This is a genomic window from Rahnella rivi, assembly GCF_019049655.1.
GTDB lineage: Bacteria > Pseudomonadota > Gammaproteobacteria > Enterobacterales > Enterobacteriaceae > Rahnella > Rahnella rivi.
Genome location: NZ_JAFMOX010000033.1, coordinates 1 through 12,931 on the forward strand (window position 1 = coordinate 1; position 12,931 = coordinate 12,931).

General features: G+C 44.5%; 12 protein-coding genes and 3 pseudogenes. 12 read left to right on the top strand and 3 right to left on the bottom strand.

Translation table 11 applies throughout. From position 1 onward, the window contains the following. The coding region (locus J1779_RS00510; protein ID WP_420804197.1) for a winged helix-turn-helix domain-containing protein at nt 1-379 on the bottom strand (379 nt) is incomplete at its 3' end. Nucleotides 380-752: 373 nt separating this feature from the next. On the opposite strand from J1779_RS00510, the gene J1779_RS00515 reads away from it, so the two are divergent. The 10 genes and pseudogenes from J1779_RS00515 to J1779_RS00560 form a co-directional block, all read left to right on the top strand. Then, entirely contained in the window at nt 753-1,571 is an 819-nt protein-coding gene (locus J1779_RS00515) for a winged helix-turn-helix domain-containing protein (RefSeq protein WP_217202566.1), read from the top strand. Next, nucleotides 1,561-2,010, top strand: coding sequence for a hypothetical protein (locus J1779_RS00520; protein WP_217202567.1), 450 nt, complete (start codon nt 1,561-1,563; stop codon nt 2,008-2,010). The genes J1779_RS00515 and J1779_RS00520 overlap by 11 nt, the downstream gene beginning before the upstream one ends. 801 nt (nt 2,011-2,811) lie before the next feature. Continuing rightward, nucleotides 2,812-3,762, top strand: coding sequence for a CBASS oligonucleotide cyclase (locus J1779_RS00525; RefSeq protein WP_217202568.1), 951 nt, complete (start codon nt 2,812-2,814; stop codon nt 3,760-3,762). Next, complete coding sequence (locus tag J1779_RS00530) at nt 3,759-4,250, top strand: HORMA-1 domain-containing protein (protein WP_217202569.1); 492 nt, start codon at nt 3,759-3,761, stop codon at nt 4,248-4,250. Before J1779_RS00525 ends, J1779_RS00530 begins: the two co-directional genes overlap by 4 nt. Then, complete coding sequence (locus J1779_RS00535; protein WP_217202570.1) at nt 4,247-5,146, top strand: AAA family ATPase; 900 nt, start codon at nt 4,247-4,249, stop codon at nt 5,144-5,146. Before J1779_RS00530 ends, J1779_RS00535 begins: the two co-directional genes overlap by 4 nt. Nucleotide 5,147: 1 nt before the next feature. Next, on the top strand, nt 5,148-6,314 hold the full coding sequence (locus tag J1779_RS00540) for a hypothetical protein (protein ID WP_217202571.1): 1,167 nt from the start codon (nt 5,148-5,150) through the stop codon (nt 6,312-6,314). After that, nucleotides 6,311-6,853, top strand: a complete 543-nt coding sequence (locus J1779_RS00545; protein WP_217202572.1) for a 3'-5' exonuclease — start codon at nt 6,311-6,313, stop codon at nt 6,851-6,853. Before J1779_RS00540 ends, J1779_RS00545 begins: the two co-directional genes overlap by 4 nt. An 18-nt stretch (nt 6,854-6,871) precedes the next feature. Then, entirely contained in the window at nt 6,872-7,486 is a 615-nt protein-coding gene (locus J1779_RS00550) for a hypothetical protein (RefSeq protein WP_217202573.1), read from the top strand. Between the two features lie 491 nt (nt 7,487-7,977). Beyond that, nucleotides 7,978-8,394: an ester cyclase gene (locus tag J1779_RS00555; protein WP_217202574.1), complete on the top strand. Its 417-nt coding sequence runs from the start codon at nt 7,978-7,980 to the stop codon at nt 8,392-8,394. Between the two features lie 482 nt (nt 8,395-8,876). Further along, a pseudogene (locus tag J1779_RS00560) lies at nt 8,877-9,078 on the top strand (IS630 family transposase); the annotation flags it as partial. Between the two features lie 1,123 nt (nt 9,079-10,201). Here the strand turns inward: J1779_RS00560 and J1779_RS00565 are convergent. Then, nucleotides 10,202-10,686, bottom strand: a pseudogene (locus J1779_RS00565) (IS66 family transposase); the annotation flags it as partial. Between the two features lie 9 nt (nt 10,687-10,695). Beyond that, nucleotides 10,696-11,871 (bottom strand): annotated as a pseudogene (locus J1779_RS00570) (IS3 family transposase). A 183-nt stretch (nt 11,872-12,054) separates the two neighbouring features. Here J1779_RS00570 and J1779_RS00575 point away from each other — a divergent pair. Further along, nucleotides 12,055-12,336 carry a type II toxin-antitoxin system RelE/ParE family toxin gene (locus tag J1779_RS00575; RefSeq protein WP_217202586.1) on the top strand — a complete coding sequence of 94 codons (282 nt, stop codon included), beginning with the start codon at nt 12,055-12,057 and terminating at the stop codon, nt 12,334-12,336. Beyond that, nucleotides 12,336-12,638, top strand: coding sequence for a HigA family addiction module antitoxin (locus J1779_RS00580; RefSeq protein ID WP_217202575.1), 303 nt, complete (start codon nt 12,336-12,338; stop codon nt 12,636-12,638). The genes J1779_RS00575 and J1779_RS00580 overlap by 1 nt, the downstream gene beginning before the upstream one ends. Nucleotides 12,639-12,931 lie beyond the last annotated feature (293 nt).

Here is a 12,931-nt window from a genome sequence, read left to right on the forward strand (position 1 = left end):
CCCCAGGGTCGTTTAACATCTTCATTGCGTGATCTTGATGGCTATTTTTCTCTCCAGCATGGTTTTTATTTATGCATAAACCATAATTGGGGATCGTCATAATGAGATCCGATGGCAAGCCATTTTTTATCAATAATTTCTTGGTTTTAAAAACTAACTGGCTATAGTTGTTTTCTTTGGACTTGCAATCTGTCGCTCCCCAAATATAATTTATGATATTATTTTTCTCGTTCCCTTCGCTTATCAGGCAGGCCATTAGCTTTGACTGATTTTTACTTAGCTTGATTTTATCGTTTCCTTTCTTAAATCTTAGAGTATTACCACTTAGTATCATTGTAGCATTTTCGAAGTGTGATTTATTTATTGAACACGAGTACATGCAATTATCCTTAAAAGAATAAATAAGGCTATGCAATTCAAAGCCCAGAGAGGAGACGCAACGGTTGTTTCTCTAACCACATCCAAGACTTCTATGGTTTGTAGTTTTTTACTGCTGTCGCGATGAGACTTATCCTAGCAACTTGGAAAAAGAATTGGTCACATATATTATTAATCACCAAGCAAATAGATTTTTATTCCGATAATATAAAATTAATAGATTAAAACTCTGATTAGGGGAAGTGTATGCTAATGGTATACACTCAGCAGGTCTCATTGCAGGTTTGGGCTCCCGAGGAAGCTTAGGGGAGATGGTTTGAGGGGCGAGTTAATGGATAACTATACTGTGATTAATATGATTTCTTGGAGGGGTTATGGAGTACATCATTGAGGGGGTTATAAAATACAACTCTTCAAATGGCACCTTGTATATTGATGACAGCGGTATGGATATGATCACCCTGGCTCGGGTTACCAATGAGATTCTGCTGCTTTTTATTCAACACAATAACATTCCGTTAAAAAGGGATTTTATTTTAAGTGAACTGTGGGAAAAAAGAGGATTAACCTCTTCAAGCAATGGCTTGAACAACTATGTCTCTATGTTAAGGAAAGCATTGGCTCAGTGCGGTTATCCCGACCTGATAACCACTATTCCAAAGCACGGGTTTATATTTGAAGCGGACCTTTTGAATGTGGTTGCCAGTGATGTTCTGTGCATAGATGAAGGCCTTGTAACGGATTTAGCTCCCCAATTACCGGCTGGACATGAAACAATAAAACAGCGGAAAGATTTTCGTCACAACTGGTTGTCTCGTAAAATGATAGGAACATCGATATTGGTAATATTCTTGATGGTTATTTTCCTACCAGGGACTTACAACGCCTATAAGATGCGAGCGATAAAAACGGAGTTTTTCACTTATAAACAATGCCAGTTTTATCTTGCCGATGATAAAACGCGTGAGATAGCGACCAGTAAAATCATTGATAATATAAAGGCCAGTGCAGTTGAAATAAAGTTGAACTGCGAGCGGAAGGCCAATGTTTACTACTATGCAGATAATAAAGTTGATTCATCTGGAAACGTGATCCTAAAAGACTTAATAAGTTATTGTCATTATAAGAGTAAAACGCCCTGCGATAACTACTATTTAACCAGACACATAAACAAAGGTGACCATGAAAAATAAGATGTTTCTACTGATGTGTCTGGTGGCAGCGGCTGGCCTATCTGTGCTGTATTGGGCTTGGTCAAGTCGTGATGTGGACAAGGGGTTTGAATGCCGCGCGCGGGTTTATACCAAGTTGATTGCGAACGCCTGTGATAAGACCACTACAATGGACGTTTTTTTATCCCTGCGCGGGGATGGAGAGGGAGATGTGTTAGTTTCAGGGACGCATTCCTGTTCTAACACGCCCTTAGTAGAGGTTGAGAGTCTTGTGAATTTTACCTACAGCCGGGAGGGAGCGTATTACTCGCTTCATTTTGAACCACGTGACCCTGCTGTGAGTAAACTTTTTAACGTGCTTAAAGATGACAATATAAAGATTAAGTTTACCAACGTAGAAGACAACGATTACATCGTTTCCTCTCCAATTGAGACGCTGATGATGTGTACGGCAGATTAAGTGATCTGAACGAAAATCTGCTCGGTAAAGATTTTCGTTCACGTTCGCCAAATGAGAAAGGACTGACAGATACGACCAAGGTCTGGCTTTCGGCTGGCAAAGTCTACCTGTGACCGGTGATGGACAGTTTTGAATAGAGTTTTACACTATTGGAAATCAGATTTAATTTCGATCGTTAGCCCCAGTCATGTTACATTTAGCTAACAATTAAGTGTAACCCCCCAAATTTCCAAAGTCCCTGCCTGAGCATGTGTTTACTTTCTTCACCAAACAGCAATTATAATCCAAAAGCTATTAATTGCAGCAATACCCTCCGGTGTGTCGGGTGTATTCAGAGTTAATGTCTGTTCAACGCTATTGTAATAGAGTATTAATCCTTGGGGCTTATTTATTTTTAAAGGCCTGGGGAGATATGTTCAAACATTGTCTGGATGAGTTTTACTGCTGTTCACATCGAGATATTTATTGCAATAATTATGTCCAGAGCGAGGTTGACGTCAAAAAAATTGAAGTGAAGAAGTGGATTAATGTACTGATACTTCTGGACGTTCCACCTTAATCACAGTCGTTCAGCGGTGGCCAGATTTCTCTACACGATCTGATGTTTACCTTTCCAGGTTGTAAATAGTCAAATTGACTTCACGCAATTTTTGGCGAATACGAACAGCTTCAGTACACCCTGTATGGAATTTTAATCGTGACGTCATATTAAATTTAAATAAAATTTTTAAGGTGTATTTCTTAACACTCCTTTTGCATATGCAAAGTTTAATTCTACATCTGGAATATGAAGGAATTAACGTGGCTCTAAGTAATACCGAATTACGCTACTACGATAGCAATATTTTAAGACTGCCTGCCGACAAACGCACACAATACCATGCTCAGGTTGACCGGCTTATTAATGAACTGAGAAAGACGCTGCACAATCAAAATGGGATAAAAATCACCAAAGTCGTTAAGGCCGGATCTTTTGCAAAATTTACCATCCTGCGTAAAACACATGAAGATCCCGTCGATGTTGACGTTGTTTTCTATATTTCCGGTGAGGATGTTTCTCAGGAAACGCTGGCGAGTCTAAACGAAAAAATCTTTGATGCCTTGGTAGAACTCTACCCGACAAAATCCGTAGAGGATTTCGTTCTTCAACGCAAGGCAGCTACCGTCACCTTCGTTAAATCAGGCATTAACGTTGATGTCGTTCCTGTCATTGAGGATCCGGATAAAAAAGGATATGGATGGCAATTCGATACCAAAGAGGGCACAAAACTCCATACATGTGCCCCATGCCAGATTCAATTTATCAGAGACCGCAAGGATATTGACTCCGATTTCAGAACGCTGGTAAGGCTGGCAAAGAAATGGCGTAATCATGCAGAACTATCACATTTAAAGTCCTTTGCTATTGAGCTTATCATGGCTCATCTGCTCGATACACGCGGCAAAAACGGCAATATTGAAAGGCGCTTCCGAGCTTTTCTCCTTTATATTGCACATACCGGTTTGAAAGAAGTCATCTCCTTCAAAGAAAATGAAGGCCATATCCCACATTTTAATGATCCGGTCGTCATTATCGATCCCGTCTGTAATACCAATAACGTCGCAAGTCGCATTACTGAAGCTGAGAGAGTTGAAATAGTAGAAGCAGCACTTCTGGGCTGGGAAACTGCGCACCTTGCATCTGTTGAGGATGATTTGGCTATCTGGAAAGAGCTCTTTGGTTCACGTCTGAAAGTCCGGGAGGATGCATGAGTCAGTCTTTTACTTCCTCTGAGTCATACTCTGTTGCAGACATTCAAAATGTTATCCGCAAAGTGACAGCCGACTTCCTCATGATTGCTGAAAGCACACGAGCAGTTGAGGTAGAACGTGCAAAAAAGTGGGCTCATGACGTGGAACTCTTCGCACGCAATGGGTACTTAAAACAGGTCGATTTAACATTACTCAGCAACGGCAAAGAACTCAGAGCAATACGCTACACCACAAAAACTGAAGGCGGAGGACTCGAGTCAGGCAGGCCGGGCGGTGTTCTGTGGCCAGAGGTGGCCAATGCCAATCTGAGAATAGTGATTTCCTACACAAAAGCTTACGACCAGTCGGCCAGAGAAAAGCTCAGAAGCAGTCTTCAAATCCCATGGTCGACAAGCACAGCTGATATTTCACATTCTTCACTCAGTTATGCAGCAGGACGTGGTTATTCCAGTAATGATTACGGTATTCAAAGACAGGATTACTCATGAATCAGCCAAGTAAAATATTCGATAGCGAAACGCCTATACCCGACGATACTCTAATCGCCCGACAGAAAACGCTGCTTGGATTTGATGAACGTTCCCAACGTGTACATCACCAGCTGCGGCTACTCCTAAATCTTGGAAAATTGGGGACATGGAGTTCGACATTCCACCAACAACAGTTACCGCTTTGCAATTTGGTTTCTGAACAATATCCCCTCGTCATTTTCTATGGCGATGTAGGTACCGGTAAAACTGCGACTGCAGAATGCATTGCAAATATGCTGGCAAAAGAGTCGGGAGCTGAAGATTCAATTCTATTCAAAATGAGTAACCGGGTAAGGGGAAGTGGTAAAGTAGGTGAAATGGGGATGCTGATTAATCAGGCATTTAGTGAGGTAGTTAAGTCAGCTGGTAAAACACGCCGGGGTATTCTTATCATCGATGAAGGTGATTCTCTTGCGGCATCGCGCAACCAGGAACACAGTCACCATGAGGATAAAGTCGCTGTAAACACGCTGATTCAATGCATTGACGATCTGAGGCAATACAAGGGGCGCATTGTGGTCTTTTTATGCACCAACCGTCTTTCAGTTCTGGATGCAGCATTGCTTCGCCGCGCCGCTGTGGTCGAAGAATTTACCCGACCAGATGAGCAGGCGCGCCTGGCGCTTTTCAACATGGATTTGCAGGGGTTGAATTTTTCCTCAGAACAAATGAGCTGTCTGGTAGATGCAACCGGCCCGCGCGAAGGGAAACCCGGCTGGACGTTCTCTGATATACGCACACGCCTCTATCCTGCTGCTCTGGCGAAAGCCTTCCCGGATAATCCTTTGACGTTTGATATTCTGCAGCAAACCGTGCTTTCACTGATGCCTTCACCCGTCATGGAGGACCGCTGAAATGACAGGTAATTTTTTAGCCGGGCGCCGGGTTCACATCACTGGAAGCATTCCTGAAGAATTAGACCTTGCTTGTACGGAGGAGGTCGTAAAGGCACGCCACTTTATATCTCTGCTGGTGAAGGATTTAGTCGGGCAGGGCGCAAATTTTGTTATCCCCATCGATGCCGAAAAGAGGCGCGTTTGCGATGATCAACCCATCTGTTTTGATTGGCTTATCTGGTGTGAGGTGATTAAGAATCTTCATCGCCGGCCGGAAGGGACGCCCGGGCCGCTGATATTAGCCGTAAAACACCATAAAAATGAAGATCAAATCCCTGAGGAACATATTGATACCTGGGATGACTATCGCGGGTCATCTCATGTTCGTATCGAAAGTGCAGCGCACTGGAACATGGCCAGTAAAAGGATGGAAATACAAGCTCGCTCCGGTGATGTTCTTATCACCGTAGGCGGCGGCGAGGGCGTCCTGTTTCTCGCCAATATCTATCACGATGCGGGCAAACCGGTTGTTCCTCTTAATTACCAAATTTGTTCCCCAACAACGGGCTCGCGTAAAATTTTTGAGTACGCATTGGCAAGCGCACATTCAGACCGGTTGTTTAAAACAGAAGACGGCAGAACCTCTCACGAATGGATAAATCAGCTGGACTTTGCTACCCGTAAACCGCCAGAAGGCAGAGTTGAGGTGCTCATCCGGCTGATGCAAAACCTGACACCACCAACGGCCTTTTTCATCTGCTTAATGAACCGGGAACATGAAAATTTCGAAGGGGTGAAAAACTATTTTGACTCTGTAGTTAAGCCCGTTATGGAGCAGGAGATTGGCTACAGAATGGTGATCGTTGACGGGAGTCAGGGATATGAAAATGCCAATATCAATCAGGAGGTATTTAACCGGCTGCATAAGAGTCGCATCGTTATTACCGACCTTACCGGGTCCAGACCTAATTGCTTCCTTGAGTTAGGGTACGCGCTTGGCCGGGGACTGCCGACTATGATCCTGGCAAAACAAGGCACGGAACTTCCATTTGATATTCATACTGTATCTGTCCATCAGTGGCCGGAGCAGGGACTGATTGACGACAAGAAGCGCGATTTCCGAACTCATTGGGACGCAATAAAGTCCCGCTCGCCGCTAGTATCAATGGAGCCATTAATGCCATGAAAAATGCCAAAGAAATCTTTATTTCCGTTGATATCGAAACTTCGGGCCCGGTTCCGGGGAAATACAGCATGTTGAGTATCGGGGCTTGCCTGACTTCGGCTCCAGAAGTGAATTTTTACTGTGAACTGAAGCCAACATCTAACCAATTTGTTCCGGCCGCGTTGGAGGTGACTGGTTTTTCCCTGGAAAAACTACAAGTAAGTGGCCAGCCAGTAGAAAATGCAATGCAGGCATTCAAATTCTGGATCGAAGAGATGACTGGTGACTCCGGAAGGCCCGTGTTTGTGGGACTCAATGCCCCCTTTGACTGGGCATTTATAAATTATTATTTTCACGTTTACCTGGGCGATAACCCATTTGGGTTTACCGCTCTGGATATAAAAGCGCTTTATATGGGTGTCCACAATACATCCTGGTCAGAGACACGCTCCAGTAAAATGGTGGAAGCCCTGGGAGTGTCCTCTGCCAATGGTCATAATGCGCTTAAGGATGCTATATTCCAGGCAAATCTTTTCAACGCGATACGTACTCTGAAATAGTAGCGGCAGGAACTCTTAATGGAAGAAAAATCGCTGTTGGTAGACCATTACCACAAAACATATGATCTCACATACTCTGTATGGGAGAGTCGCAACATGACCCTGCTCATACTGCTTGCGGTCGTTGGATTCTCGACATTACTGACGTTCAATGTTTCAGAAGCACAGCCGCTGCTTGTAGATATTATTGCAAAATTATGTGGGATCACTGATTTAGCGAGAATTGCAGAGCTGAAGAGAAGCTTTCCTTATGGGATAATTCAGAGCATTTTTGTCATTATCATTTTCTACTTAATGCTGAATTTATATCAAAAAACTCGTTTTATTAGAAGAAGCTATCTCTACCTGAACGGTGTTGAAAGAGACATAAGGATCGCGCTAAATCTAGGCGTGCAAAATGTGAGCTTTACGCGTGAAGGTGAATTTTATAATAAAAGTCAATCTATTGTAGGAGTCATGACTGGTGTTTCCTATATCTTAATTCTCGGTTTACTGCTTACGTCTTTCTTGGGCATGCGTCTTTATACAGACTGGCAGAACTATCAAATCACTATTTTCTGGGTTGACCTAACCCTCACACTGGGAATTTATTTTTTTTATCTTGCTTATAGCTGTGTATCACTTAAAAATTAAATTCCCCGTATCCACTGTAAAAATACGAGCAAAATTATTAAGGACATAAAAATGACTTCATCTCAGCGAAGAGTAGTCATTATTTATTATAAAGCTTCGAGGTATTAATAGGTGGGGAGTATTAGTTACCCCTGCACCATTAACTCTTGATATTGGTTGTGAGAATATAAATCTGGAGGTGACTAAATCATATCTTAGTGATAAGAAAGTTATACTGGTTAAAAAGCATACATAACCACTTACAAATGCAACTGCATAATTTTAATAAGGTTTTATTATGAGAAAAATTATACTTATAGTTTCCATAGTTGTTTCTGCAAGTTATTTTCCAATGACAGCAGCTGCGGCCGTCATTTGTTTTGATGATGGAACCTGTTATGAGATTGGTGATCCAAGTACTCATCCATAAGCTGAACAGGGGAGTAGTACAAGGCTGAGGTTACGAGTTTTAGATGCAATACTAACATTTAGCCCCACAAAGGAAATGAAGTATGGCTGTACAAATCAATAAGCAGGTAATGACGAGTTTTGTAACATTCATTAATTCACCAAGTGAAAGTCTCGCAAAAGAGCTTATTACGCCTGATGCTGTTTTCCATGTACCAGGAAAATCAAAACCTTTAACTGGTCCTGAGGGTTATCTTGATATTATTGGGATGATGCGTACTGGATTCCCGGATATACAATGGACACTTGACGAAATGGTTGCTGAAAATGACAGGGTTGCTGCGCGCTTCACGATGCGTGGTACCCATCAGGGACCATTTTGGGGTGTGCCAGCAACGGGAAAAACAATCACAGTGTCGGCTGTTAATTTCTATCGATTTTCAGAGGGAAAAATTATCGAAGAACGTGGGCAACCTGATCTATTTCTCTTACTCCAACAAATAGGTAGCATCCCTGCCTAGCGATGCGGTGTTGAGTTCTACTCAGGCTCTGAGATTTTATGAAGAGCCTGAATTCTACATAACCAATCCAACAAAATATCCGCATCTCCATAACGGTCATCTTAGCTTAGCCTCTATAATCTCGGTTCGGCTAATGCTATTTATGTTAAATATAAATCCACTAAAGACACGCCCGTGCGGGTTCTGCTGCCCGGAACGTGCTGAATTATAGGGTTTGTGCGATATTAAAATTCACACAATTCCTTAAAAAAGCATATTGAACTTCTTGACTTATATTTTTTTAATGGCGCTGGAGGATATGTTCAAATATTGTCTGGATAAATCTTACTGCTGTTCACCTCGAGTATTTATTGTAATAATTATGTCCAGGGTTAGGTGGGCGTCAAAATCTAACTGAGGAAATACATTCAGGGGCTGGTACTTTTGGTACGAGTGACCTTAATCGCAGTTGTTCGCCGCGTGCTGAATAGCTGTTCCAAATATTACCCTCAAGTCGTGGGCGACGCTTGCCGTTTGAGCACATTTGTGTGCTGTTGCGTCAACTAATTAAGCATTCGCTGGAAGATTTTGGTTATCAGCGTTCTCGCTGGAGCACTGAACTGTTAGCAATAAAAATCAACGAGATAACCGGGTGCCGTTTGCATGCTTCAACCGTTCGCCCATTGGCTTCTCTCTGCTAGTTTACCATACTGCGTAAAATACATGAAGATCCCGTCGATGAACACCTCCTGAATAATGTGGGGTGATTATCGAGATAATACTTTTCTGGACAGGAATGAACAAACTGTATGCGTCTGCTCTTAATCACGCTCGTGTTCGTCGGACAACACGTGCTAGCCAACACCATCATCGGCCCGGTCCTGCAAGCCGATGATATAAACCTTGTTATGACGGCTGGGACCGTCGACTCGTCCAGTACTCTCCGCCAAGCGCCATCATCGTTTAGTGGCATCCAAGTGTCCTACAGAAAGGGCTCAACCGGATGGACTGTTCAGCTTCCACACGGCGCTGGCGAGGTATGTAGCACGGCTGCTGTTAATGCACAACTGGCGGCTCACCGGCCGCTCACCCTTCTGCGTACCAGTGCCGGTGCGGGCGACGACAGCACGCTGTACGTGGAGTGCTTCTCTCTCCTCTCCATTAACCCGATGGGGAGGCTCATCTACTACTGGCGATCCAATGCGTCGATCTTACCCCCTCCTACGTCGTGCACTGTGGAAGTGTCGCCTAACGACCACTACTGGGTCCTGCAGCCCAACCAGGTCGATCCGCCATCCCACTCTGCCTCTGTGCATGTTGCCTGCACAGCCCCGACCGACCTCTCCATGTCTGTAGACGGGTCCTTGGCCACAACGGGCCACAAAATGTTGGGGAACGGTGTAGATATGGGATGGGAATGGTCTGACGGACGACCCGAACACGCTGTCCCGGATGTTACTAAAAACCTACAACTGACACCCCGGGTTCTGGACGCTGCCGCTGGGGAGTACTCAGGAAACCTAGTGGTTACGACCCAAATCCAGTGACCTATGTGAGGTCCGCTTGGAAAACGGATCTCTGGTCGCTCCCGTTTTTTCAACACCGATTTTGACGATAAGTTGGCTTGCTTGAATCTATCCGGCGTTTGAATAGGATTGTATTCCCGCGCCTGATGAACCTCCAGAAAATATACGGCTTCAATGAGCCTTTCCGTTTTACAGGTTCCTCAACAGGCCGGCGGCCGTTAGTATTATCAATATCAGTATTCGCAAAAAACAGATGAGTGATTCGTTAATTCGTAAGCGGATCATTTAGACCGTATTGACGTTCAGACAGAGGTTAGATTGACTTTCCATGGCAGCAGGTCACGGATCCTGTTCACTGGCCAGTCCTGGATATGACCGATGACATAACGTAGACACGTTTCCGGATCCACGCCATTCAGCCGGCAGGTGCCGATCAGCGAGTACAGTATCGCTGCACGATCTCCACCTGCGTCCGACCCTGCGAACAACCAGTTTTTCCGACCCAGTGCTACACCGCTATGTTGTTGTCGACTTCCGCCCACCCGTTACTGCAGTAAAGGTTTAGCGCATCCCACTGTTTCAGCAGGTAGGCGAACGCCTTAGCCGTATCCGAGTGGCGCGACAGCACCTCCATTTGCTCCTGTATCCAGTCGTACAGTGACTGCATCAGCGGGAGGGTTCTGCTTTTTCTGACCGTCAGACGCTCGGCTGCCGGGCTGCCGCGTATCTCTGCTTCGATGGCGTACAGCTCACCGATGCGCTTCAGTGCTTCCGTTGTGATGTCTGTCTGTAGTGGTCAACAAAAATTGGCCACGGCTTTAGAGTTTTTCCAAAACAATCTTTCTGATTCATTCGGCGTCAAACCACCATTATATTGATGAGGTCTGAGCTGGCTGTAATATCCTGTGATGTAATTCGTTATTGCCGTGCTGGCTTGGCTAAAATTAGCGTAGCCATTATCCGGTACCCACTCTGTTTTCAGACTTCTGAAGAACCGTTCCATTGGGCTGTTATCCCAGCAATTTCCCCGGCGACTCAGACTTTGCTTTATCTGATATCTTCACAGTAACTGCCTGAAATTCCTGCTGGTATAGTGACTGCCTTGATTCGAGTGATACAGTAAATTAGCCGGTTTTCCCCGTGCTTCCCAGGCCATCGACAGGGCTTTACCTGTCAGTGCGGAATCAGGGAAAAATGACATCGCCCAGCCAACCGATTTACGGGAAAACAAATCGAGTACAACAGCCAGATAAGCCCAACTTTTTCCCGTCCAGACATAAGTCACATCACCGCACCAGACCTGATTAGGCTCTGTAACAGTAAACTGGCGATCCAGATAATTAGGGATCTCAATGTTGTTCCTTAGACGCCTTCTTATAACGATGGCCAGGTTGCTGACAGCTGATAATATTGAGCGCTTTCATCAGCTTTTTTGCCCGCCAGCGGCTCAGTTTTATACCTTTGGTGGTGACCATTGCGACAATGCTTCGCGCTCCTGCTGAACCGTTACTTTCGCGATAAACTTCACGCACAAGGCTCAGTAATGCCACTCTCGGGGCGTCAGGCTTCCTGGGCTGCCGCCAGTATTTATAACTGCTGCGATGACCCCCAAACACGTTGCACACAACGGCAACAGGAAACCGCGCCCTGAGTTTCTCAACTAATGAGAATTGTTCAGGGAGTCTGACATCAAGAGCGCGGTAGCCTTTTTTAATATACCCCTTTCCATTTCAACGCGTTGTAGTCTTTTCTTCAACTCACGTATCTCAATCTGCTCAGGTGTCATGGGTGAAGCTATGGGTGATTTTCCCGCTCGCTCTTCTTTCAGTTATCGAACCCATTTATCCATCGTGGATTTGCCGACGTTCATCGCAGTGGCAGCGGCGGCAACGGTGTAATGCTGATCGAGTACAAGCTGGGCAGCCTCGAGGCGAAACTCGGGGCTAAAATTGCGTCTGTTACGTCCGGTCATAATGTCACCTGCTTTGACTATGAGGTGATGATATCACCTCTATTCAGGTGGCCAAATTCACTATGCCACTACAGGTAGAGCTTCGTGCTTTTCATTAAATTGTAAAAAGTAACAAAGCAAGGTGTTTCCTTTTAGGAAACAAATGGTATACTGTTTCTCAATAGGAAACAGGAAGTGATTAAAGTGATAAAAAGCTGGAAGCACAAAGGGCTGCAAAAGCTTTATGAAAAAGGGGACGTAAGCGGGGTACAAGCTAAAGATGCTGAACGTATTAAGCTCCGCTTACTCGTACTTGATGAAGCATCAACCACTGATGACTTTAGGCTTTATCCAAGTTTTAAACTACACCCTCTGAAGGGTGATAAACATAATCTGTATTCTATCACTGTTAGGGCTAACTGGCGGATCACCTTCGAATTTAGAGATGGGGATGCCTATATACTTAATTTAGAGGATTATCATTAATGGCTATGTTGAACCCACCGCACCCAGGCGGATTAATTACGGAATATCTTGAAGATTATAAAATCACGCTACGCTCACTTGCCCGAGATCTTGGTATCTCGCCGTCAGCTTTGAGCAAGGTGGCCGCCGGTAAAACGGCGATTAGTCCAGAGATGGCGGTACGCCTCGAAGCAGGGTTAGGCATAGCAGCACGCCTTTGGCTTGCTATGCAGGCAACTTATGATCTCAGTAAAGCACGTGAAACCGTAGATATCTCGCATGTTGTTCCATTTCCACATGCTCAAACTACGCTAATACACTAAAAAGAGCCTCACCTTAGCGAGGTTCTTTTATTCGAAACAGATCTTGCATTGAGTTGATTTTTCGCCGTCTGACTACACGTAATTTCCGGCTGGTTCTCTTAACGGCCATGCCTAGGCCGAGATGAAAACAAACGCATACCGGAGCTGCTTGTGACGAACTTTGAAGGTTAAGACTAACTCATCATAAGTAACACCTAAGCAGAGACTCGAATTGGGAAATGGATTCCAATGCGCACTTATAATTTCTCTTTCAAACAACAAGTTATCTTAGCATAACGTTAATTATGTTAAAT

What these genes read in the sequence shown, in the direction of transcription:
- J1779_RS00515 (WP_217202566.1), top strand. Translation starts at nt 753, where the DNA reads ATGGAGTACATCATTGAGGGGGTTATAAAATACAACTCTTCAAATGGC.
- J1779_RS00520 (WP_217202567.1), top strand. Translation starts at nt 1,561, where the DNA reads ATGAAAAATAAGATGTTTCTACTGATGTGTCTGGTGGCAGCGGCTGGC.
- J1779_RS00530 (WP_217202569.1), top strand. Translation starts at nt 3,759, where the DNA reads ATGAGTCAGTCTTTTACTTCCTCTGAGTCATACTCTGTTGCAGACATT.
- J1779_RS00535 (WP_217202570.1), top strand. Translation starts at nt 4,247, where the DNA reads ATGAATCAGCCAAGTAAAATATTCGATAGCGAAACGCCTATACCCGAC.
- J1779_RS00540 (WP_217202571.1), top strand. Translation starts at nt 5,148, where the DNA reads ATGACAGGTAATTTTTTAGCCGGGCGCCGGGTTCACATCACTGGAAGC.
- J1779_RS00545 (WP_217202572.1), top strand. Translation starts at nt 6,311, where the DNA reads ATGAAAAATGCCAAAGAAATCTTTATTTCCGTTGATATCGAAACTTCG.
- J1779_RS00550 (WP_217202573.1), top strand. Translation starts at nt 6,872, where the DNA reads ATGGAAGAAAAATCGCTGTTGGTAGACCATTACCACAAAACATATGAT.
- J1779_RS00555 (WP_217202574.1), top strand. Translation starts at nt 7,978, where the DNA reads ATGGCTGTACAAATCAATAAGCAGGTAATGACGAGTTTTGTAACATTC.
- J1779_RS00580 (WP_217202575.1), top strand. Translation starts at nt 12,336, where the DNA reads ATGGCTATGTTGAACCCACCGCACCCAGGCGGATTAATTACGGAATAT.